This window comes from Flavobacterium sp. Arc2 (genome assembly GCF_041431385.1).
GTDB lineage: Bacteria > Bacteroidota > Bacteroidia > Flavobacteriales > Flavobacteriaceae > Flavobacterium.
This window is the reverse complement of the sequence record NZ_JASMRH010000001.1, coordinates 75,285-98,816: the sequence shown is the minus strand read 5'-3', so window position 1 is coordinate 98,816 and position 23,532 is coordinate 75,285. Positions and strand designations below refer to the sequence as shown.

At 34.3% G+C, this 23,532-nt stretch carries 22 protein-coding genes; 10 read left to right on the top strand and 12 right to left on the bottom strand.

Features of this window, described 5'->3' with window-relative positions; translation table 11 throughout:
* Window positions 1-16 precede the first annotated feature (16 nt).
* Both QO182_RS00505 and QO182_RS00500 read right to left on the bottom strand, forming a co-directional pair.
* Window positions 17-973, bottom strand: coding sequence for a glycosyltransferase family 2 protein (locus QO182_RS00505; protein WP_371541129.1), 957 nt, complete (start codon window positions 971-973; stop codon window positions 17-19).
* A 3-nt stretch (window positions 974-976) separates the two neighbouring features.
* Window positions 977-1,519: a DUF4199 domain-containing protein gene (locus tag QO182_RS00500; protein WP_371559310.1), complete on the bottom strand. Its 543-nt coding sequence runs from the start codon at window positions 1,517-1,519 to the stop codon at window positions 977-979.
* A 231-nt stretch (window positions 1,520-1,750) separates the two neighbouring features.
* Here QO182_RS00500 and QO182_RS00495 point away from each other — a divergent pair, with 231 nt between their 5' ends.
* The 4 genes from QO182_RS00495 to QO182_RS00480 all read left to right on the top strand — a co-directional run bounded on the left by QO182_RS00495 (window position 1,751) and on the right by QO182_RS00480 (window position 6,904).
* Window positions 1,751-2,002 carry a type B 50S ribosomal protein L31 gene (locus QO182_RS00495; RefSeq protein ID WP_371541132.1) on the top strand — a complete coding sequence of 84 codons (252 nt, stop codon included), beginning with the start codon at window positions 1,751-1,753 and terminating at the stop codon, window positions 2,000-2,002.
* Window positions 2,003-2,153: 151 nt separating this feature from the next.
* A complete protein-coding gene (locus QO182_RS00490; protein ID WP_371541133.1) occupies window positions 2,154-3,329 on the top strand; it encodes a GlmU family protein in 1,176 nt (391 codons plus the stop codon).
* A 309-nt stretch (window positions 3,330-3,638) separates the two neighbouring features.
* Window positions 3,639-5,102, top strand: coding sequence for an alanine/glycine:cation symporter family protein (locus tag QO182_RS00485; RefSeq protein WP_371541134.1), 1,464 nt, complete (start codon window positions 3,639-3,641; stop codon window positions 5,100-5,102).
* A 167-nt stretch (window positions 5,103-5,269) separates the two neighbouring features.
* Window positions 5,270-6,904 carry an ABC-F family ATP-binding cassette domain-containing protein gene (locus QO182_RS00480; RefSeq protein WP_371541135.1) on the top strand — a complete coding sequence of 545 codons (1,635 nt, stop codon included), beginning with the start codon at window positions 5,270-5,272 and terminating at the stop codon, window positions 6,902-6,904.
* Between the two features lie 58 nt (window positions 6,905-6,962).
* On the opposite strand, the gene QO182_RS00475 is transcribed toward QO182_RS00480, so the two are convergent.
* From QO182_RS00475 to QO182_RS00465, 3 genes are read right to left on the bottom strand one after another with little or no spacing between them, the layout of a single operon-like run.
* Entirely contained in the window at window positions 6,963-8,123 is a 1,161-nt protein-coding gene (locus tag QO182_RS00475; protein ID WP_371541137.1) for an ABC transporter permease, read from the bottom strand.
* 2 nt (window positions 8,124-8,125) lie between these two features.
* Window positions 8,126-9,079 carry an HlyD family secretion protein gene (locus tag QO182_RS00470; RefSeq protein ID WP_371559309.1) on the bottom strand — a complete coding sequence of 318 codons (954 nt, stop codon included), beginning with the start codon at window positions 9,077-9,079 and terminating at the stop codon, window positions 8,126-8,128.
* A 12-nt stretch (window positions 9,080-9,091) separates the two neighbouring features.
* A complete protein-coding gene (locus QO182_RS00465) occupies window positions 9,092-10,474 on the bottom strand; it encodes a TolC family protein (RefSeq protein ID WP_371559307.1) in 1,383 nt (460 codons plus the stop codon).
* Between the two features lie 544 nt (window positions 10,475-11,018).
* Here QO182_RS00465 and QO182_RS00460 point away from each other — a divergent pair.
* The gene (locus QO182_RS00460; protein WP_371559306.1) at window positions 11,019-12,197 is read left to right on the top strand and encodes a hypothetical protein; all 1,179 of its coding nucleotides are present in this window, start codon (window positions 11,019-11,021) and stop codon (window positions 12,195-12,197) included.
* A gap of 25 nt (window positions 12,198-12,222) precedes the next feature.
* Here the strand turns inward: QO182_RS00460 and QO182_RS00455 are convergent, their stop codons facing one another.
* Window positions 12,223-12,507: a GNAT family N-acetyltransferase gene (locus tag QO182_RS00455; RefSeq protein ID WP_074723593.1), complete on the bottom strand. Its 285-nt coding sequence runs from the start codon at window positions 12,505-12,507 to the stop codon at window positions 12,223-12,225.
* Window positions 12,508-13,301: 794 nt separating this feature from the next.
* Here QO182_RS00455 and QO182_RS00450 point away from each other — a divergent pair.
* Genes QO182_RS00450 through QO182_RS00440 form a run of 3 tightly spaced genes read left to right on the top strand, consistent with a single transcriptional unit; the run spans window position 13,302 to window position 15,296 of the window.
* Window positions 13,302-13,976 carry an esterase/lipase family protein gene (locus tag QO182_RS00450; protein WP_371559302.1) on the top strand — a complete coding sequence of 225 codons (675 nt, stop codon included), beginning with the start codon at window positions 13,302-13,304 and terminating at the stop codon, window positions 13,974-13,976.
* A gap of 37 nt (window positions 13,977-14,013) precedes the next feature.
* Window positions 14,014-14,913, top strand: a complete 900-nt coding sequence (locus tag QO182_RS00445) for a lytic transglycosylase domain-containing protein (protein WP_371559298.1) — start codon at window positions 14,014-14,016, stop codon at window positions 14,911-14,913.
* 17 nt (window positions 14,914-14,930) lie between these two features.
* Window positions 14,931-15,296 (top strand): sulfite exporter TauE/SafE family protein, encoded by a 366-nt coding sequence (locus tag QO182_RS00440; RefSeq protein WP_371541146.1) that lies wholly within the window; start codon window positions 14,931-14,933, stop codon window positions 15,294-15,296.
* Window positions 15,297-15,463: 167 nt separating this feature from the next.
* Here QO182_RS00440 and QO182_RS00435 read toward each other — a convergent pair whose 3' ends face one another.
* Complete coding sequence (locus QO182_RS00435; protein ID WP_339920921.1) at window positions 15,464-15,979, bottom strand: DUF2892 domain-containing protein; 516 nt, start codon at window positions 15,977-15,979, stop codon at window positions 15,464-15,466.
* Window positions 15,980-16,143: 164 nt separating this feature from the next.
* Between QO182_RS00435 and rpmH the strand changes: the two genes are divergently transcribed.
* On the top strand, window positions 16,144-16,305 hold the full coding sequence (gene rpmH, locus QO182_RS00430; RefSeq protein ID WP_074723512.1) for a 50S ribosomal protein L34: 162 nt from the start codon (window positions 16,144-16,146) through the stop codon (window positions 16,303-16,305).
* 190 nt (window positions 16,306-16,495) lie between these two features.
* Window positions 16,496-19,348 carry a carbamoyl-phosphate synthase large subunit gene (gene carB, locus QO182_RS00425; protein ID WP_371559293.1) on the top strand — a complete coding sequence of 951 codons (2,853 nt, stop codon included), beginning with the start codon at window positions 16,496-16,498 and terminating at the stop codon, window positions 19,346-19,348.
* A gap of 155 nt (window positions 19,349-19,503) precedes the next feature.
* On the opposite strand, the gene QO182_RS00420 is transcribed toward carB, so the two are convergent.
* From QO182_RS00420 to QO182_RS00400, 5 genes are all read right to left on the bottom strand, one after another.
* Window positions 19,504-19,851 carry an SdpI family protein gene (locus tag QO182_RS00420; RefSeq protein WP_371559280.1) on the bottom strand — a complete coding sequence of 116 codons (348 nt, stop codon included), beginning with the start codon at window positions 19,849-19,851 and terminating at the stop codon, window positions 19,504-19,506.
* Window positions 19,852-20,013: 162 nt separating this feature from the next.
* Window positions 20,014-20,697, bottom strand: coding sequence for a hypothetical protein (locus tag QO182_RS00415; protein ID WP_371559276.1), 684 nt, complete (start codon window positions 20,695-20,697; stop codon window positions 20,014-20,016).
* 156 nt (window positions 20,698-20,853) lie between these two features.
* Window positions 20,854-21,462 (bottom strand): DUF3784 domain-containing protein, encoded by a 609-nt coding sequence (locus QO182_RS00410; RefSeq protein ID WP_371559272.1) that lies wholly within the window; start codon window positions 21,460-21,462, stop codon window positions 20,854-20,856.
* 29 nt (window positions 21,463-21,491) lie between these two features.
* Entirely contained in the window at window positions 21,492-22,532 is a 1,041-nt protein-coding gene (locus tag QO182_RS00405; protein WP_371541155.1) for a zinc-dependent alcohol dehydrogenase family protein, read from the bottom strand.
* A gap of 235 nt (window positions 22,533-22,767) precedes the next feature.
* Complete coding sequence (locus QO182_RS00400) at window positions 22,768-23,397, bottom strand: peptidylprolyl isomerase (RefSeq protein ID WP_371559267.1); 630 nt, start codon at window positions 23,395-23,397, stop codon at window positions 22,768-22,770.
* Between the last annotated feature and the right edge of the window lie 135 nt (window positions 23,398-23,532).

Sequence of the window (23,532 nt, the reverse complement as noted above, 5' to 3'; positions counted from 1 at the left end):
TACTGTCAGTGTCGAGTTATAAATTAACTTCACTCGAAATTTTATAGCGTTCTTCGTTGCTTTTTGTGCGTAAAATTATTTCGCCAAGAAATCCTGCCAAAAACAATTGAGTACCCAGTACCATTGTAGTTAAGGCAATAAAAAACCATGGATTATTAGTAACTAAGCTATAGCGCATGTTTAAATACATATGGTATAGTTTTGATACTCCAATGTATCCTGCCAATAAAAAACCAATAATAAACATTAATGATCCCATGGCTCCAAATAAATGCATTGGTCTTTTTCCAAAACGGGAAAGAAACCAAATCGTAATTAAATCTAGGAAGCCATTTATGAAACGTTCCATTCCAAATTTAGTTTCCCCGTATTTTCTAGCTTGATGCTGTACCACTTTTTCTCCAATTTTCCCAAAACCGGCATTTTTTGCCAAAACCGGAATGTATCGGTGCATTTCGCCCGAAACTTCAATGTTTTTTACGACTATGTTTTTATAGGCTTTTAACCCGCAATTGAAATCGTTTAGCTCTACGCCAGACGTTTTTCTGGCTGCCCAATTGAATAATTTTGAAGGTAGGTTTTTAGCGACCACAGAATCGTAGCGCTTCTTTTTCCAGCCAGAAACTAAATCAAAGTTTTGGGAAGTAATCATATTGTATAGTCCCGGAATTTCTTCAGGACTATCTTGTAAGTCGGCATCCATTGTTATGATAACATCGCCTTTTGCTTTAGCAAAACCAGCGTGTAAAGCTTGGGATTTGCCAAAGTTTTTCATGAAACGGATTCCTTTTACATTTGGGTTTTCAGCTGCAAATTCTTCGATAATCGACCAGGAATTGTCCGTACTACCATCATCTAAAAAAATGATTTCATAGGAATAATTGTTCGATTGCATCACTTTAATAATCCAGGTATAAAGCTCTTTTAGTGATTCTTCCTCGTTAAGAAGGGGTATGAGTATGGATAAATTCATTAATTAAAGGCTTTGGGGATTTTGGTTTTTTACAATTGCACCAACAATTAACGAATAAATCAATCCAATAAACGAATACATTGCAATTGTAACTGGAAAGACAATTAGAGGATTCATGAATTTTTTCATCATTGCAAGTCCCGTTTCCATATCAGAACTCGTTATGTTAGGGTTTTGTTTAATCATTGCATCTTTAGAAATAGAAATCATCTCATTAATAAACTCAGGAAAAACATAATTAAAGACAATATTAAATATACCATATACTAGTCCTGCTATAAATGTGATAGATACTCCTACCTTTAGACATTCACCAAAGGAAATGAAGCCGTTATTTAAATTTTTCTTATAGTTGATGCATCCTAAATAGATGAATAGTAAGGGTAGTATTAAGTAATTAGCAATGTTGACAATCACTCCGGCGCTCGTTCCTACTAAGGATCGCATACCTATTATGTACATAATTACAAATTCGAGAACCATTATAACACCAAATAACACACCATATACTAGTCCAGACTTGCCTGGGGATACACTTTTTTCCATAGAGACTTTATTTATTAATCCACAAATATAACAATTCCCGATATATTGGGCTACAAAAAACAGTTTTTACGATTTAATAAAAAAAATGAAACAAAGATTTGTTTATTGAAAAATAATTGTAAATTTGCACACTCAAAATAATAGTGTAAAACAAAAAGTTATAATGAGTTTACACCTTTTCTGTCGAAAGAAAAGCTTCAAAACAAGTTATAGCCAAACAAATAAAAAAAGATGAAAAAAGGTACGCACCCAGAAAATTACAGATTAGTTGCATTTAAAGACATGTCGAATGAAGACGTTTTTATCACTAAATCTGCTGCGGATACAAGAGAAACAATTACAGTTGACGGTGTTGAATACCCAGTTGTAAAATTAGAGATCTCTAGAACATCTCACCCTTTTTACACAGGAAAAAACAAACTTATCGATACTGCAGGACGTATTGACAAGTTCAAAACTAAATACGCTAAACACGCTAAATAATTGTAGCTTGTTTTTAAACATACTAAAGCCTTCCTTATTGGGAGGCTTTTTTATTTTTATCTATTTGAAAACTTTGTAACTTTGAGCTTTATTTAAAAATAAATTAATGTACGGCCAAGTTGAGACTTGACCCTCCACAAATATAAATATTATGAATTACATACTTTTTGACGGACCCGCTCGAAATGCCTTGTTGCCTTTTACTTTTACGCGTCCTGTAGCTGATATTCTAATTGGGATTATGACAATTCGTCAAAAATGGGAAATGCATTTGGGTTCTACTACTACAACATTAACTGAGGAATATTTATCAGATAAATATCCAATGGTAGAGTTAGAAGAGAATGTAATGATTAATGCTTCTTTTCTTCCTAATGCTGTTCTGGTCGAAATGGTGATCAATTTAGAGCCAAATCAAGTTATCTTTAAAGGAGAAGAAGTTGTTGCATTTTATACAGATGAAAATCAGGAAGAAGTTAATTTTGATTCTTATGAGATTATTGAATACAATGATGACTGTTTAACTGTGATGCATACTTGGGATATTTTCTCAAAAAATGATGCTGCGATTCGCGAAGACTTCGAATTTTTGACGGCAGATAGAAAATCAAAACCAATTCCGAAAAGTGTCAATGTACTTGGGCACGAAAATATATTTATCGAAGAAGGAGCAAAGCTAGAGTTTGTTACTTTAAATGCTTCTTCAGGCCCTATTTATATAGGGAAGGATGCTGAGATTATGGAAGGTTCCGTAATCCGCGGGCCATTTGCCTTGTGTGAAGGCGCTGTAGTTAAAATGGCGGCCAAAGTATATGGTGCTACTACTGTAGGACCTTACTCTAGAATAGGCGGAGAGATAAACAACTCTGTTATTTCAGCTTATTCTAATAAAGGACATGATGGCTTTTTGGGAAATTCAGTACTGGGAGAATGGTGTAACATTGGCGCTGACAGTAATAATTCGAATCTGAAAAACAACTATGAAGAAGTAAAACTATGGAGTTATGAAACAGAAGGTTTTGCTAAAACCGGACTGCAGTTTTGTGGGTTGATGATGGGGGATCACAGTAAGTGTGGAATTAATACCATGTTTAATACAGGAACCGTAATAGGGGTTAGTGCAAACATTTTTGGTAGTGGCTTTCCGCGTAATTTTGTACCGAGTTTTTCTTGGGGTGGTGCTTCTGGTTTTTCTACTTACATCACTAAAAAAGCATTTGAAACGGCAAGAATCGTAATGAGTCGTAGAAATTTAGATTTTGACGAGAAAGAAGCGGCAATTTTAGAGCATGTGTTCGAAGAGACAAAAAAATGGAGAAAAGAATAAATGCTTTAATCTATTTGTAAAATATTTAAAATGCTTCATTATCTACTAATGAAGCATTTTTTTGTTGTGAGAGTTGTTGGTTTTTGATAATTATTTCAATAAACATTGAGTATTTTGTTAAAAGTAGGGGTTTTGTTTAAAAAGCACTCTTTTTATTGGTGAGTTTTTTTTAGTTAAATAATCAGTTTCTGTTATTTTATATAGCTGTTCGTTAGTTTTTTTTATTCATATGTTATAGTTTTATCAAAAAAAAGTTGCAAAACGTTTGTTTTGCTCTTTTTTTGATAATTATTAATGTAAAATAAATTTATGGAAGAGATTATTGGAGTATTAAATGATTTTGTTTGGAGTAATGCTTTAATCGCTTTGTGTTTAGGAACTGGGCTTTATTTTTCTATAAGAACACGTTTCTTGCAAGTGCGTCATATCAAAGAGATGTTCCGATTATTATTTGATGGTAAAAGCTCTGAGTCTGGAGTTTCTTCTTTTCAGGCATTATCAATGTCTCTTGCAGGTAGAGTGGGTACAGGGAATATTGCAGGGGTAGCTACGGCGATTGCTTTTGGAGGGCCTGGCGCTTTATTCTGGATGTGGATGGTTGCTTTTTTAGGGGCAAGCACCGCTTTTGTTGAAGCTACTTTGGCACAAATTTATAAAGAGAAACATTTAGGTGAATTTCGTGGTGGACCTGCTTTTTATATTGAGAGAGGGTTAGGAGTGAAATGGTTTGGTATCTTGTTTGCGATAGTTTCTATCGTTTCTGCAGGGGTATTATTACCAGGAGTTCAAGCTAATTCTGTGGCAGACGGAATACAGAATGCATTCGAAATAGAAACTTGGAAATCAGGAATTGTAGTAGCGTTAATATTTGGTGCTATTGTATTTGGTGGTGTAAAAAGAATTGCCAAGTTTACTGAATTCGTTGTTCCAATAATGGCCATTGGTTACATTATTATAGTATTGGTGATCATTGCGATTGATATCGATCAACTTCCAGGAGTCGTTGCTTTAGTTTTTAGAAGTGCTTTTAATATGGAAGCTGGTTTTGGAGCTGTTTTTGGTTTAGCCATTCAATGGGGTGTAAAAAGAGGGATTTATTCTAATGAAGCAGGACAGGGTACAGCACCGCATATTGCAGCAGCAGCAAATGTTTCGCATCCCACTAAACAAGGTTTAGTACAATCATTCTCGGTTTATATCGATACTTTATTAGTTTGTTCAGCTACTGGATTTATGTTACTAATCACTGGTAAATACAATGTTCAAAATCCTGTGTTAGGAGCTAATGGTGCTACGCAGTTTTTATATCAGGGAGCAGAAAATGTTTCTGCCGGCCCTGGGTTTACACAAAGCGCCATGGATAGTGTTTTTCCTGGTTTTGGTTCTTACTTTGTTGCGATTGCATTATTTTTCTTCGCATTTACTACAATTTTGGCCTATTACTATATTGCAGAAACAAACATCGCTTATTTGACAAGGAATCTGAATTCTCCTATATACAGTCATTTACTTAAAGTATTAATGATGGTCGTGATTATGTATGGCTCTATCAATCAAGCAAAATTAGCTTGGAATATTGGAGATTTAGGAGTTGGACTAATGGCGTGGTTTAATATTATTGCCATTATTCTTCTACAAAAGCCTGCATTGTTAGCCTTGAAGGATTACGAAAAACAACGAAAGGCGGGCAAAGACCCTGTTTTTAATCCAGAAGATATTGGGGTGTCAAATGCGCATATATGGCATACAATAAATAAAAATAAACAAGAGTAGTTTTTTTGTTACGACCTTTAAAAGCTTCCAGAGATCAGATCTTTATTCTGTTTCTGGAAGCTTTTATTTTATTGCAAACAAACTACTTATTTAATCTATCTTTGCACTTTTTAAAACAAATCGGTTTTCATGGTAACGAATAGCCGAATCTACAAATTTACAATTCAATGATTACAGTTAACGATATTTCAGTACAGTTTGGTGGAACCACCCTTTTTAGCGATGTCTCTTTTGCTATAAATGAAAATGATAAGATTGCCCTAATGGGTAAAAATGGAGCAGGAAAGTCGACACTTCTTAAAATTATTGCCGGACAAAGCAAGCCGTCAACAGGGAATATTTCAGCACCAAAAGAAGCAGTGGTGGCTTATTTGCCTCAACATTTGTTAACTACTGACGGAGCTACTGTTATGGAGGAAACCTCTAAAGCATTTGGCGAAATTTTCGGTATGAAAGCGGAGATAGATGAAATCAACGAGCAATTGACGATTCGTACGGATTATGAAAGTGATGCATATATGAAATTGATTGAGCGCGTTTCTGACTTAAGCGAGAAATTCTATGCAATTGAAGAGGTGAACTATGAAGCTGAAGTAGAGAAAATATTAATCGGGTTGGGTTTTGTTCGTGAGGACTTTACAAGACAGACTTCTGAATTTTCTGGAGGATGGAGAATGCGAATTGAGTTAGCTAAAATCCTTTTGCAAAAACCAGATTTGATTTTACTGGATGAGCCTACAAATCACATGGATATTGAAAGTATCCAATGGCTAGAAGACTTCTTGATTAATTCGGCCAAAGCAGTTGTGGTAATTTCCCATGATAGAGCTTTTGTTGATAATATTACAAATCGTACTATAGAAGTTACTATGGGGCGTATTTATGATTATAAAGCGAAGTACTCCCATTATTTAGAATTGCGTAAAGACAGACGTATTCATCAGCAAAAAGCGTACGATGAACAACAACGTATGATTGCTGACAATAGAACTTTTATTGACCGCTTTAAAGGGACTTTTTCTAAAACAGATGCCGTTCAATCCCGTGTTAAGATGTTAGAAAAGTTGGTTATAGTGCAGGTGGATGAAGTAGATACTTCGGCATTAAAATTAAAATTTCCTGCAGCAGTTCGTTCAGGTCAATACCCTGTAATTGTAAAAGACCTTTCAAAAGCTTATGGAGACCATGTGGTTTTCAAGGATGCTAATATTGTTATCGAAAGAGGCGAAAAAGTAGCTTTCGTTGGAAAAAATGGTGAAGGAAAGTCGACAATGATTAAAGCCATCATGAAAGAAATTGGTATTGATGCGGGAAGTCTGGAGATTGGTCATAATGCGCAAATTGGTTATTTTGCTCAAAATCAAGCTGCTTTATTAAACGAGAATGCAACTATTTTTGAAACTATTGATGATATCGCAGTAGGGGATGTAAGAACTAAAATTAAGGATATCTTAGGCGCTTTCATGTTTCACGGAGATGATGTGACTAAAAAAGTAAAAGTGCTTTCAGGAGGAGAGAAAACACGTTTAGCAATGATTAAATTATTGTTAGAGCCAGTTAACTTGTTGATTCTGGATGAGCCTTCAAATCACTTGGACATGAAGACGAAAGACATCATTAAAGATGCACTACGTGATTTTGACGGAACTTTAATCTTAGTTTCTCACGACAGGGATTTCCTTGACGGACTAGCGACGAAGGTTTTTGAATTTGGAAACAAAAGAGTAGTAGAGCATTTTGAAGATATAACTGGTTTCTTAGCACATAAGAAAATGGATAGCATGAAAGAAATAGAGAAATAATTTTTATAAAATTGAGACAAAAAAGGCGTAAGTTCATTCTTATGCCTTTTTTATTGGATTAAACTTCGGTTTTCAAAACATTTTTCTTTTTAAAATACAAAGCGATGTAGGAGAGAATGCCACATATAAAACTTATAATTAACAAATTGATAATGGAGTCATGGGTTTGCGAAAAGTTTCCTCTTTCTATAATTAATACCCGAAAAGCTTTTAAGAAATGAGTTAGCGGAATCGCATTTGCAACTTCTTGAACCCAAATAGGCATCTGGCTTAAGGGCCAAGTAAATCCACTTAATATAAAACTAGGTGTTGCAACTACCATCAAAACTTCGGTGGCTTTAATTTGTGATGGTATCATGATACTGACTAAAATCCCCATAAAACTGGTGGCAACAATGAAAATTCCTGCAACAATTGTAAGCGGAAAGATGTTGTCATAAACCGGGATTCTAAACCAAAGCGTAAACAACCAGTATAAAATCCAAAGACCAAAACTCATTATTAAGTAGGGTATAATTTTTACGGCAATCAATTTAATTAATGAGGGGCATTTTTCTATTAAATTTTTAAATGTTCCTAGTTCAAATTCTGAAGCAAAGGAAAGCGCTAGGCCAAGAAGTAAAACCTGTTGCAAAACGGCACCCAAAACTCCTGGCCAAAGAAAATACATGTAGTTGGAACTGCGATTGTATTTTTTTATATAGGTAGTTTTAAACGGTTCATATTGTGAGCTAATTATCTTTTCGGGGACGCCTTGTTTGCGTAATGTTTCTAGTTGAACTCCCACTTTTAATGTCCCCAAACAAAGTTGAATCGCTGATGATGCATAATTAGCCGTCAAAATATTAGATGCATTTACAATAGTGACAATCTCGGGGTATTTCCTTGTGAGTACCATTTTTTCAAATCCTTTGGGGATAATGACCACACAGGCAGCGTCTTTTTGAATGGTAATTTCCGAAATGTTTTTCTGGTCGTAAAGAAGAGAAGCAATATGTAACACTTCATTATCTTCAAACATTTGGATTGCTGTTGCGCTCATTTCACTTTGGTCCTCATCCACAACCAGTATTGGTAAATTCGTCACTTTCCCTTTTTCATAAACATAGCCTAACATTATTCCATATAGCAGCGGAGCTCCAATAAACAACAGTCGAAGTACTTTGTTTTGCCAAAATAACTTGAATTCTCTTTTGAGAAGATCTAAAAAAATTTGCATTGTTATAGTGTTAAAGTTACTGTTGTTTTCGAAATTAATTCTTTGGTTTCTTGAATGTTTATTGGGCTTATTTTTATTTCAAATAAACTTTCCTGCATTTCGTAATCTGGGTAAGCGGTAGCAATATTTCCGTAAGCTCCCAATTGCTTGATTGTGGTAACCGTTCCCTTGATGTCTTTGTTATTATAGACAACATGCACGCTTATATCTTGTCCTTTTTTTATTCTACTTAATTTGTTTTCTGGAATCGTAAAACGAAAATACGTACTGTTTGTAATGTAACCATTAAATAATGTATATCCTGGTAACGCCAGTTCACCTAGGTTTAATGTGATGGTCTCAATGCTCATGTCTTGCGGTGCAAGCACGTATCGTTCCTTATCTGCAGCTTTGACTTCTTGCAAAGCACCTAAAGCCCGGTCTTGTTGGCCAAGTGCCATAGTTTGCTGCTCTTTCCTTGCTCCGTTTTTGGCATCGTCTAATTCTGCTTGAACGGCATTATACTGTGCTAGCGCCCCTTGGTATTTTGCAAACGTTTCATCATAGGTTTGCTGTGAAACTAATGAATCTTTTAGCATGTTACTTAGTCGTTTGATTGATTTTTGGGCAAATTCATACTGTTCTTTCAGTCCTCTTTTTTTAGCTTCCAGTTGTTTGATTTGATTGTCGGTTGCTCCGTTTACGGCCATGTCGTATTGCGCGTTTGCCGAAGTCAAAGCCCCTTGCGCTTGAGTCTTTTTTGCATCGACTTCAGGAATGTCCAAAATGGCTAAGGTGTCTCCTTTTTTTACCAAATCCCCCTCTTTTACATATATTTTTAAAATTTTACCGGGAATTTTACTCACGACGCCAATTTGCTCTTTTTCAATTTTACCTTGAATTTGATTGTCATTTTTTGTTTTTCCACAACTAATAAAAAGAGTTGCAAGAATCAGTAAAGCGATTATTTTTCTCATAAATTCCAGCTTTTATTTTGATAGATTTTTTGTTAATTCTCCAGTTGCTATGATAGTTTCAATAGCTGATAATCGTTGTTCGACTAAAATATTTATTTTATTGACCGAGGCTTTGAAGGAATCATTTTCAGCTTCTAAACGTTCCGAAACAGTTATTAAACCTTCTTTATATTGTTTTGTTGCCATGTTCAAATTGTTTGCCGCAGCCTTTTCTTGCTGTTCTGCAATTTCAATTTTTTGATTTAAAACCGAATAATTTACAAAGTTGTTCTCTAAGAGCAATTGTAATTTCTCTTTTGTGTCATCAATCTGGTTTTGAATTTGTTCAATGTTAATTTTGGCTTCATGGACTTTATGTTTTCTCTCAAAACCAGCAAAAACTTCCCATTTCATCGCAGCACCAACAACCCAATTTTGGCTGATTGTCATTTCGTTCAGTCCTAAATACAAGGCTTCATTTATTCCGGTAATTATTGGGGTCGTAGTTTGGGCATTAAATAGACTGGAATAAGAAACTCCACCAAAAGCGCCCAAAGTAGGAAGGAAAGTTCCTTTTTCCTTTTTTAATAGAAATTCATTTGCCATTTTAAAAGACTCTAGCGCTTTAATTTCTTGTTTGTTTTCGGTAGATAATTTATCTGATGCAATTAAATAGGGAACTAGATTATATTGAACTGCGTCAATCTCAGAAACGGAATAACCAGTCAGGTATTGAATTTTTTTATAGACTAATTTCCGTTTTCCTTCCAATTCAATTTTTTTTGATTCTAATTCTAATGAAGCTAACTTTATTTTATCTCTGTCATAAGGAATGGCAAGTCCTTCTTCAATTGCTCTTGTAACTCTTTTCGTTTCCGTCTGCAATCTTTTATCACTGTCATTTACTAATTTTTCGACTTCATTTAATAAGGCGAGCTGATCAAAACTGTTGATGACTTCTTTGATGACCCCATCTTTCTCAGATTCTTTCAGATACTCTGTTCCTTTGGCTTTTTGTTGAAGTGCTTTTGCTCCGTTTGGAATTTGCAAGCCACTAAACAAAACCGTTTTTGCCATTACACTTCCGTTGAAAAGATTTCCATAATTATCGAAAGCTGTTTTTCCGTCAAATAGGGGGTAATTAACAATAGGAATAGTTGCAGTAGGGAGGTCTATGGTCAGTCGATTATCAAAATAGGAATAAATAGCAGTAGCATCCACAGTTGGGATGTATTTATTCCAGACACTCTTTTCCTGTAGATTTAATTTTTCAATTTCAAGTTCCTTGTTTTTGATAGAACTGTTTTTTTCAATTGCTTTTTCAATTGCTTTCTCTAGGGATATAGAAACGTCTATTTGAGCATAACCTGCAAACGAGAAAAAAGTAAGAATGGAAAGAGCTAGATATTTTTTCATCTTAATTGGTGTTTCCATAGTATAATAAATTGTTGAGTGAGTTTTTTTGCGTTTTGAATGTATAGATGTGTGAATTTATAAACCAATTTAGTACAAAAATAGAAATACGATTATGACTGATTCATTAAAAACAGTCAAAAAGTAACGGGTTTTGATTTTATTATTTGTGTCTAATCGAGTTACTGATATTCCTTCAACAAGGTTAAATATAGTAAAATTATCGCCATGAAATTTTTAAGGTGCTATATTTTTTCCTATCGCGCAAGAAAATCGATAACCTGAAAAAAAATTAAAAAATAGGATGTAGATTTTTAATTGTGTGTAGCAGAATTGAAATTTATAGCAATAAAAAAAAGTGAAAATTATACGATTTATTCAAATGCCGTTTTCTTTACGGTAAGGTATTTTATGTATTAGATTAAAATTGATACTTCTGAAGGTGGGTTTTAAATAAAATAGTTAAAATATTGATTGTTAGTATATTGTGTTTTTATATTTTGTATCTTGTAATTGAGTATACTAGCAATATTTAAAATTACTAAACATGAAATATTTAATTTTAACTGTACTATTCTTAATTACAGGTTTTTCCAGTAGTTCATTATTTGCCCAAACGCCAAGTGAAGTTAGAGCCTTGGGGTTGCCGGGAGATAATCTTAATCTGTACGCAGTTTTGGATGTTTTTCAAGATTCAAAAACATTGGAGGAATTTGAAAGAGCAATTAACTCTAAGGATTCTAATATTAATAATCTGGATTTGAACAATGACAATCTAGTTGATTATATTTCAGTGTTGAGTTACGATCAAGGGCATTTTCATTCCATTGTGCTGCGTGTAGCGGTTAGTAGTACGGAATATCAAGATGTGGCGGTTATTGAAGTCAGTAAAAATAATTCGGGTAGAGTTATTGTGCAAGTTATTGGAGATGTAGCTTTGTATGGGGAAGATTACATTGTAGAACCTTCGTATAGTAGTGCCGAAACGCCAAATCCTGGCTACGTCGATGATCTGGCAGTAATTGCTAGAGAAAATAATTATAGCAATACTGTGGTTTATGTCGATAGCTGGCCCATAGTAGCGTATCTTTTCTCGCCAGCCTTTTCGGTATATATCTCGCCTTGGCATTGGGGATATTATCCTAGGTATTACTTTCCATGGAGTCCCATCGTATATTATAACTATTGGGATATTCACTATCATTATTATAGAAGTCCTTATTATCGAAGAGTAGCCTATGTAAGGTATCCTGCTAATTATTCTTATTATCAAAAAAGACGAACAACCTCTCGTATCGTAGAAAGAAACAGAATGAGCGGAGCTTATAGAAATACTTATGAAGGAAGAATGTTTAAAAGACCCGCCGCTCCCATTAGAAGGCCTTCGAGACAAGAAATAATAAGAGAAAACAGAGCGCCGGCAAGACAACAAGTCAGACCTTCAACAAGACAGCAGAATAGAGAATCTACGAGACAACAAGTGCAACCTTCCTTGAGAGAACAAAATAGAGAATCAACGAGACGTCAGGTGCAGCCTTCTACAAGAGAACAAAATAGAGAATCAACACGACGTCAGGTGCAGCCTTCCACAAGAGAACAAATTAGAGAATCGACGAGACGTCAGGTCAGACCAATTCCAGCCACTCCAACTAATCGTCAAATAAGACAGTCAGCTCGAGAAACCAAAAGGTCTAATAATTCTAAAAGTAAAAAAGAGGAGCAATAAAAAAACAAAAGGTATTTCTCTTTTTTTAAAGCCTAATTCCAGGAGGAAGTAGTTCTTTGTAAATGGGATTTTTTTTAAAAAATACCACGATTTTTGGAAGTATTGGAACTACTTTTAATTTTCGTTCAATCGCAATTGCCATTATTTCAGAAAGTAACTGAGCTACAAATTCTTCATTTTCAAACTGATCAGGGGTATTTATTTTGGTCAAAAATATTTTTTTTTCTTGAAAAGAATATTCAACTGAAACTAACCCTTCTTCTACTGTGGTTTCAAATTGTCTTGCGAAAGTATTGTCTTTGATTTCCATGATGATGCTAGATTGTTCCATATTGTTTATTTAAGTATTTATGACCTGGATAATGTTTATCCAAGTTTTATTATTGAGGATTTATTGGTATTTCAACCAATAGTATTTTTAAATTTAGTGTTGTTTTTATTTCAAATTAATAAAAACCAACCGCTTTCTTGATTGCTTCTGGCTATCAAAACTTGGTTATTTAATGCTAATGACCATAAGTAAAAAAACAGATAGACGCCGTTTTATAAGGAAGTGTGCCTTATGTAGTGTGGTAGTGTTGTTTTCTAAAATTAGAAAATAAAAAAAAGTTTGTCAATGAACTAATATTATAGTTATAGTATTATGTTTTTTTTATAAAAAAACCTTTACAAAGGTATTGCTTTGCTTCTCAGTATCAAATTATTTTAACTTATAACTTGATGTTAACGTACTCTTTGTCAGTAAACATAAGTACTTACAGCGTTTTTGTAAGTTAATTTTGGTTCGTATTAATTTCGCAGTGTTCTACTCTTGTTCGGGTACTTTTGATCTGAATCACTTTTCCTCTTTATTACCGAATGGAGTTTTAATATTTTAAGACACATTGGAAGGGAATGGCATAAATATCGAAAGGAAAGGTAGCAATTGATCTTAGCTTATACTAAAGGTGCTTTGCCTTCAGTTTTAGATTTCTGAGGAGAAGCAGTCATAATTTATTGCTAATATAAAGGTAGATTCGAAGTTGGTTTCAATAAAAAAATTAATTTTATAGGGAATTTGTAATAATTAGATGGCAATCTGTTGTAAAATATCGAAGCACAATTATGAGTAAAATACCAGTTTATTTTATGCCGGGATTAGCGGCAAGTACCGCGATTTTTGAGAGAATACAACTTTCGGAGGCTGATTTTGAAGTCCATCTTTTAGAATGGGAGATTCCGCTGGCTAAGGAGTCTTTGGACGAGTACGCTAAAAGAATTGCCAAAAAAATTAAACGTGAAAACCCAGTTTTAATCGGAGTTTCGTTTGGCGGTATTTTAGTTCAAGAAATCGCAAAATATATCGATGTTAGAAAAGTAATCATCATCTCGAGTGTAAAGAGTAATTTGGAATTCCCCCGAAGAATGAAAATTGCCAAGACGACTAAAGCTTATAAACTGATTCCGATGAGTTTGATATTGAATTTGGAGAATTTAGCCAAATTTTCCTTTGGGGCAAAGATTAATCATCGATTGAAATTATATGAAAAGTTCCTGTCAGTTCGGGATATCGGTTATTTAGAATGGGCAGTAGAGAAAGTGATTCTTTGGGATCGAACAGTCCCTGACGAAAGTGTAGTTCACATTCATGGTGACATGGATGATGTTTTTCCAATAAAGTACATCAAAGAATGTACTGTGGTAGAAGGAGGAACTCACATCATGATTTTGAATAAATACAGGTGGTTTAATGCTAATTTGGGCGCTATTATTTTGGGAACAAATACAAGTATAGACTGATTGTTGTGGCCTGATATAAATGCTAAAAATACTAAAAATGAAAAGAATAGAGAGAATAAGTATCCTACTTACGGTGGTTTTTGCAAGCGGTCTGTTGATTTTTGCGACTACTTATGCATCCAAAGACAAACTAGATAAAGAAAAAGAATATGTGTCGCCCTATTTTCCAGTTACTGCTAATTTTGCTGGAGAAGCAACACCACTAAAAATTTCGGATGTCAAAGAACGCTTGGATCGGGAGTTGATTGTGAATATAAATCTCCATGCTTCCACTATTTTAGCGCTAAAAAGAGCCAACCGCGCTTTTCCTGTTATTGAACCCATTCTTAAGGAAAATGGTATTCCTGATGATTTTAAATACCTGGCAGTTATAGAAAGCGGTTTAGTCAATGCTGTATCTGGTGCTGGCGCAAGAGGGGTATGGCAGTTCATGCCTGAAACGGCTAAGGAAAGAGGTATGGAAGTAAACGATATTGTTGATGAACGCTATAATTTAGAAAAATCAACAGAAGCAGCTTGTAGTTATTTTTTGATTGCCAAAGCAAAATTTGGAACTTGGACATTAGCTGCTGCTTCTTATAATGGCGGAATGGGCGGAGTAAACAAACAAATGGACATCCAAAAAGAATCTAATTATTATGATTTGTTGCTTACTGAAGAAACGTCTCGTTATGTATTCCGAATTTTGGCACTAAAAGAAATTATGAAAAACCCTGACAAATTTGGATTCTCCTTAGCAAATGAAGAACTGTACGCAATATTGCCAACAAAAAAAATTGCCGTAGATAGTACGATTAATGACTTAGCTAGTTTTGCGAAAGCACAGGGGATAAACTATAAGATTTTAAAAATTCACAACCCATGGCTTAGGGATAAAAAATTAGAGAATCCAACGAATAAAAAATATACAATTGAAATTCCATTGAGTGGATATTAATCTAAAATGACATGAAAATGACAATTCAAACTATAATTTTGTTAATGTGCATTGGCTTAACTGCTGGTGTTTTGAGTGGCTTGATAGGAATTGGAGGAGGAATTATAATGGTTCCGCTTTTATTATTGATGGGATTTACGCAGCAACAGGCGCAGGGAACTAGTTTAGCTGCTTTGTTGCCACCTGTTACCTTACTTGCTGTAATTAATTATCATAAAGCGGGATTTATAGATTGGCGCTTTGCAATTATAATATCGTTAGTGTTTGTGGTAGGCGGTTATTTCGGAAGTAAACTGGCGATTCATATTGATCAAAAAATATTAAAGAGAGTTTTTGCAGTGACTTTATTGGTTATTGGAGGTTTTCTTTTCTTTGAAAAATGACAAAAGAAAAAGGTGTTATTGTATCTTAACTTTAGATTGTATAAAAAAAGCAGCTTCACAATTACTATTTTTCAATAGATTTGCGAAGCTGCGTTTTTTAATGCTTGATATTTTTGAAGTAACAAAAATAAGAAAGGGCAAAATGAAATTATTTGCCCTTTTTTAAATTATATCTTTTTCATCTGACCTTTCATCATGGTGATCTGTTCTTTCAGCATACCTTGTTTATCTAGTCTTTTTGCTTCGTTTAGAAGGTTAGTAGCTTCTAACTTTCTTCTTCTTGACATTGCAACTCCCGCCAGGTTCAATTTAGCAACAGCTAAATCCATATCCATAGACAATCCTAATTCGATTGCTTTCTTGAAATATTTCTCGGCTTGATTGATATTAGTTTGCGAAAGCATGATTCCGTGAAGGTAATTGAAATACCCCTGTTGTTTTCTTACTAAAGCTGTTTCTGGATTTTTAATGAAAGACAGCCATTTTTTTGCTCCTTCAAAATCCTGTTTTCTTAGTTTTAAAAATGCTAAAAGGATGAATTCGTTTTTGAAATAAAGGAAAATTGGAATTGCAGTCAATAATATAAGGAAAATTCCATTGCCGATATTGTTTTCAGTAAATTGCCAAATGCCAGTAATTACGAGAAGTCCGGCGATAATAAGTTTAATATTCTTGTGAAACATAGTAAGTTTGTTTTATGAACGCAAATATAGTAAAATGAATTGAAAATATTTTTACAAAACTACTTGTGAGAAAAAAAAGTCTTTGTATATTTGCACTCGGTTTTAGGGTAACGAATATTCAAAAACGGGAAGACATATAAATAAGATTTTAAAGATACAAAGCAATGAGCAAAAGAACGTTTCAACCATCGAAAAGAAAAAGAAGAAATAAGCACGGATTCATGGACAGAATGGAGACTCCGAATGGAAGAAAAGTTCTTGCTAGAAGAAGAGCTAAAGGAAGACATAAATTGACTGTTTCTTGCGAACCAAGACACAAAAAATAATGTTTGTATAAACATAAATAAGGCGTTACTTTTTTTAGTATCGCCTTTTTTTATACCTTGTCGTTAAATTATTATTTTTTTTAGAAGCATATCTGGATTTTTGTAACAATTAAGAGCGCTATTCTGCTGATTTACAATAAAAAAGATTAGAGAACAACTACAACAATAAACTACACATAATTTTAGTAAAATGCCAAAAGATACATCCATAAAATCAGTCTTAATTATAGGTTCAGGTCCTATTGTTATTGGTCAAGCATGTGAATTTGATTATGCAGGATCACAATCAGCTCGTTCTATCCGTGAGGAAGGAATTGAGGTTATCTTGATAAATTCGAATCCGGCAACGATTATGACCGACCCATCCATGGCCGATCATATTTATTTGAAACCCCTAACGACTAAGTCGATAATCGAAATTCTAAAAGCACATCCTCAAATTGATGCTGTTTTGCCTACTATGGGTGGACAAACGGCTTTGAACTTGTGTTTAGAAGCAGATGAAAAGGGAATTTGGCAGGATTTTGGGGTAAAAATGATAGGTGTTGATGTGAACGCTATTAATATTACTGAGGACAGAGAGCAGTTTAAACAATTGCTTAAGAAAATTGGAGTACCATCTGCACCTGCAGAGATATGTACTTCTTACCTTAGAGGTAAAGAAATTGCACAGGAATTTGGTTTTCCGTTAGTAATCCGTCCTTCCTTTACTTTAGGAGGTACTGGAGCGGCTATCGTGTATAAAAAAGAAGATTTTGATGAACTTTTAACCAGAGGTTTAGAAGCATCACCTATTCATGAGGTGTTGATTGATAAAGCTTTAATGGGTTGGAAAGAATATGAGTTGGAGCTCTTGAGAGATAAAAACGACAATGTTGTAATTATCTGTTCGATTGAAAATATGGATCCTATGGGAATTCATACTGGAGATTCTATTACGGTTGCGCCAGCGATGACGTTATCTGATCCAACTTTCCAAAGAATGCGTGATATGGCCATTTTGATGATGCGTAGTATCGGAAACTTTGCAGGAGGTTGTAACGTGCAATTTGCCGTTTCGCCTGACGAAAAAGAAGATATCGTAGCAATCGAAATTAACCCTCGTGTATCTCGTTCTTCTGCATTAGCATCTAAAGCAACTGGTTATCCTATTGCAAAGATTGCTTCAAAATTAGCTTTGGGTTACAACTTGGATGAATTGCAAAACCAAATTACCAAATCAACTTCGGCTCTTTTTGAACCAACTTTGGATTATGTGATTGTAAAAATACCGCGTTGGAACTTTGATAAGTTTGAAGGAGCTGATAGAACATTAGGACTTCAAATGAAATCTGTTGGTGAAGTAATGGGAATTGGACGTTCGTTCCAAGAAGCCTTGCACAAAGCTACGCAGTCATTAGAAATTAAAAGAAATGGTTTAGGAGCTGACGGAAAAGGATATAAAAACTACGAACAAATTATCGAGAAACTGACTTTTGCAAGTTGGGACCGAGTTTTTGTGATCTACGATGCGATTGCCATGGGAATTCCTTTGAGCCGTATTCACGAAATCACTAAAATCGATATGTGGTTCTTGAAACAATACGAAGAGCTTTATACCTTAGAGAAAGAGATTTCTACTTATAAAGTAGACGCTTTACCAAGAGAATTGTTGTTAGAAGCGAAACAAAAAGGTTTTGCCGATAGACAAATTGCACACATGGTAGGTTGTCTTGAAAGTCAAGTACATACGTTGCGTATGGATATGAACATCAACCGTGTATTTAAATTAGTAGATACTTGTGCGGCGGAGTTCAAAGCAAAAACGCCTTATTACTACTCTACTTTTGAAGCCGAAATTGAAAAGGCTGATGGAACACGTTATGTAGATAACGAAAGCATTGTTACTGATAAAAAGAAAATAATTGTTCTTGGGTCAGGCCCAAATAGAATTGGACAAGGAATCGAATTTGATTACTCTTGTGTACACGGAGTTTTGGCTGCCCAAGAGTGCGGTTATGAAACGATCATGATTAACTGTAACCCTGAAACAGTTTCGACTGATTTTGATACAGCCGATAAATTGTATTTCGAACCGGTTTTTTGGGAACATATCTACGATATTATCCAACATGAGAAACCAGAAGGTGTAATTGTACAGCTTGGTGGACAAACAGCGCTGAAATTAGCAGAAAAATTATCTAAATACGGAATAAAAATTATAGGAACCAGCTTTGATGCTTTGGATTTAGCCGAAGACAGAGGACGTTTCTCTGAGTTGCTAACGGAATTGAAAATTCCTTTCCCACAATTCGGAATTGCAGAAACTGCTGATGAGGCTGCTGCACTAGCTGATACTTTAGACTTCCCATTATTGATTCGTCCTTCTTATGTGTTAGGTGGTCAAGGAATGAAAATTGTAATCAACAAGCAAGAACTTGAAGAGCACGTTGTCAATTTATTGAAAACAATTCCAGGAAACAAATTACTTTTAGATCATTATCTTGATGGTGCGATAGAAGCAGAGGCTGATGCAATTTGCGACGGTGAAAATGTGTATATCATAGGAATTATGGAGCACATAGAACCTTGCGGAGTACACTCTGGTGATAGTAACGCAACTTTACCTCCTTTTAATCTGGGTGAATTTGTAATGCAACAAATAAAAGATCATACTAAGAAAATAGCATTAGGTTTAAGAACCGTAGGTTTAATTAACATACAGTTTGCGATAAAAGATGATATTGTTTATATTATTGAAGCTAATCCTAGAGCGTCTCGTACGGTTCCGTTTATTGCAAAAGCTTACGGAGAGCCATATGTAAACTACGCTACGAAAGTAATGTTAGGTCACAATAAAGTAACCGACTTTAAATTCAATCCGCAATTAAAAGGATATGCAATTAAACAACCGGTTTTCTCTTTCAGCAAGTTCCACAATGTCAACAAAGCATTAGGACCAGAAATGAAATCAACAGGAGAAAGTATCTTATTTATTGATGACTTAAAAGACGATCAATTCTACGAATTGTATTCTAGAAGAAAAATGTATTTGAGTAAATAAGCTCAAGTCACTATATTGAAAAGCCCCTATCAAGGGGCTTTTTTTTTGGCTGTAATTTTTTGTTATTTGTATGTAGAAACAAGGTTATGAAGTTGCTAATAACTTAATTCTGCTTTAAATAGGACCTCTAGCTATTGTGCAGTCGTTTTTCTTATTTACACTTTGTCAAATTTGTTTTTGATTGCTTTTTCGACTCTCAGTAAAAGTATAATAACCATTGTAATCATAAGACTTAAGCCAATAATCATATTTGTGAAGTTGTCAAAAGTTGTTAAAAATCCAAACAAGGAACAAGCAGACAATATCACTCCAAGTTTAATCATTTCTTTTGAAGAATAGCTTTGAGCAAAAGTCCATCTTTCGTCACTTTTCATTGAACTTGGAGTTCTGTAACCATAAAGCGAATTAATTTTTTGTGGAGGAAATTTTAGCGTTATAAGTCCTGCTAGTGAAAACACTATTCCCATCGATAATGGAATTATAAATAATAAATTTTCAAACATATTAATTTAATTTTTTAGTTGTTCCATTTTCCGGTTTCATTCTAATAAAATGGTGCGCAACGTCAGTCTGTGAAGAAAACTTGCGATTGAATATCAATCAAATTTAGTAAAATACTAGAATGAAAACAGGAATTTTCTGATTTTTAATTATGAATCATATCATCAGAATTTCTCGTCGCCAAATGCATTTTTTGGAGCTAAATTTATTTTTAACGTTTTTTGTGGATCTTCTTCTGTACTATAGAAAAGGGTCAAGATGCTATTATCTAAAGACATTTTATCAAACTGTTGCTCGGGAACTATAGCTGTAAACTTCTCTTTAAATGGAATTTTAATTGTCTGTTTGGTATCAATGAAATATATAATTAAATCATCTGAATCTTGTGATAGATATACAATAAAATCAAATTCATATTTACGAGAAACCTCACTCCATAGACTGTCAGTATCAATGCAAATCAGTTGTCCATATTCGTCTATTTTTTCTCCATTATTCTTGTCAATTAAAATATAAGAGCATGGACCACTCGCGGAGCAACCACTTCTAAAAAGCAATGTATTTTCATATTCTTTGATTAGATGAAAGCCAAGTCTATGTGTATAATTATAAAGGTCAATATCTACTTCGTCTACAGTTACTTTATTTCCCTCAGTATTTTCAAGAGTTAACCAAATTCTGTCACAGTTATATTGCCAATATAATTTGGAATTATTTTTTAATTTAATAGTTTCACAACTAATAGTTGAACCATTCATTAAAGTGTTTTTGTCACAGAAGCACTGTTTTTTCTGACCAAATAATTGACAAAAAACAAAAAGTAAAAGGATAACGGAAAAATGCTTCATAATATATTTGTTAATGTCAATGTCATTTCGTCTAAAAAGCGGTAGTCAGCATCTTTTTAATTAATTATAAAGTAAATATAGGTCATTCTAGTAGATGAATTTATTTGTTTAGCGGCGTTCGAGCGAGACTATAGAAGTAGCGAGGGAGTCATTATTCTATAACTCAAACACCACTTTATTTATACCTTCTAGCTGCAATAAGTTAACTTCAATTTCCGGGCGACAACTACACATGGTTATTGAAATACCAGCCGATCCTTCGATGGCAGCAATATAAGCAGTATTCCCTGTTACTTTTATGGTGGTTTGCTCCATAATTCTATTACACTTTCCAGAAGTGGCAGCCAGTACTGTGGCTTTAGCTAACTCATTTGGGGTCATTTTGTCTATGACTGTGTTCGTTATTACTTTATGGGTAATTGTCTTCCTGTATCCATCGCTATCGCTAATAGCACCATTGCAATAGTCTAGCGGATCTTTGGTTGATGATAGATAGGTTAAATAAGTTGCAGGTTTTGTAGGGACTAATTGAGTTGTGTCTTGAATTAGCTTCGTTACTTCTGGATTACTGCCTTGACTGTTCTCTGGTAAAAGAGGAGTGTGCTGGTTGCATCCTGTTGTAACTGCTGTTATAAACAAAGCTATTAAAATTAGTTTTTTATTTTCCTCCTTCGGCATGGTGTTATTAGCTGCTATAAGGAAATACATTTTCCTGTATTTTATTAAAATTCCTAGTATTATAAATAGAATGGCTGCTGCAATCATTTTCCTATTCTATTTATTCCGGTGATTATTTATTCATTAGTAATAATGATTTTCAATGCTTTTTCTTCTGCAGCATTTAAAAACACTTGATATGCATGTTCAAGTTCAGAAAGAGGAAAACGATGTGTGATCATTTTCTTTAAATCCATGCGATTAGCAGAAACTGCTTTCAATAGCATTGGAGTTGTATTTGTGTTTACCAGTCCAGTAGTTATGGTTAGATTTTTAATCCATAGTTTTTGAATGTCAAAATCTACTTTTACACCATGAACGCCTACATTAGCAATATGAGCTCCTGGTTTAACTATTTTTTGACAAATATCCCAAGTTGTAGGAATACCAACTGCTTCAATCGCCACATCTACACCATCACCACCCACTATTTCTTTAACAGCTTCTTCAACATTTGTAGTTCCAGAATTAATGGTATGTGTAGCACCTAATTCTTTGGCTAATTTAAGTCGGTTGTCATCTAAATCAATCATGATTATTTTAGAAGGAGAGTAGAACTGCGCTGTTAAAAGTACAGACATCCCAACTGGACCTGCGCCAACAATTGCAATTTCATCGCCAGGTTTTACGTTTCCGTATTGAACACCTATTTCATGACCAGTAGGCAAAATATCGCTTAACAAAACGGCGATTTCATCATCAATACTTTCAGGGATTCTATGTAGGCTATTATCAGCATGAGGAATTCTAACATATTCTGCTTGAACTCCATCAATCATATACCCTAAAATCCAACCTCCATCTGTACAATGAGCATACATTTGTTTTTTACAATATTCGCAAGAACCACAGGAAGTAATGCATGAAATTAAAACCTTTTCTCCCTTTTTAAACTGCGATACACTGGCACCCACTTCTTCAATTATACCTACACCTTCGTGACCAAGGATGCGTCCACTTTCAATTTCGGGGTTTTTACCTTTGTAAATACCTAAATCGGTTCCACATATAGTTGTTTTTAATACTTTTACAATTACATCTGTCGGTTTTAGGATAGTAGGTTTTGGTTTTTCTTCTAAAGCGATTTTATGATCGCCATAATAAACTAGTGCTTTCATTTTATTTCTTTTTTAGGATTTAACGATTATTTTAATATACTATATATTTGTTAATCAGTATTTTATGCTTCTATACTCAAATATAGGCTATTTTGTTTACATAGCATGAAAAGGGACCTTATTTGTTGTCTCTCTTAGTATTTCAAGGAGTTTGAAGTTCAGTTTTTATATACAAAACCCCTTCATACGCACTCGCAGAGCGGGTTTGAAATGTAGAATTAAATTTAGTGAAATTTTAAAGCCTTCTTTTTAAGATATAGACTTTCTTAATGGAGTCTAATTTGGGAAAAGTTTTCAAAAACTTAGCGCGATTGGGAGATAAGGAATCGTATTGGTCTATGGTAGCATTTCCGTAGCCAGAATAGATAGATTCGACCACTTCCATTCCTTTTACGACAGTACCAAAGGAAGGAAATCCTTTTACACCATTATAGTTAACCGTGTCAAGGCGCGAATTATTCTTAAGATTAATGAATAAATCATTGCCTCGGGTATCTTTTCCATCTCGGGCATAGCTTAAAGCACCTTTTATATTGCTTTTCAATACTTTTTCATCGGATATTTTGAATTTGTTCCAAGGTCCCGTTTGTGTAGTGTCACTATTGCCAAATTGCACTACAAAGTCTGGAACGACTCTGTAAAAGAGCGTGTTGTCGTATAAATGATGTTTAGTAAATTGATAAAAACGGTCAACTGCCATCGGCGAAGAAGTTCTGTTTACTTGAATATCAAAAACGCCCTTTGAGGTTTCAAACCGAGCTGTAAAATTTTCGGGTGCTTTGTCATTAGTCCATTTGGGTTGAAAAACGGCTTTCGAACAACAGGAAAAAAATACGATTAGTATAATAAAAAGAAAGGTTCTCATCTGGCAAGTTTACGGATTAGTAGTTGATTTCATAAATCTAAATTAAGGTAATCGCGTTGCAAACGTTACAATGGTGCAGGAAATTAAAATTGGTACTCGTTGAAAATGAGCGCTAGTGGGTGCATTTTATGTTTG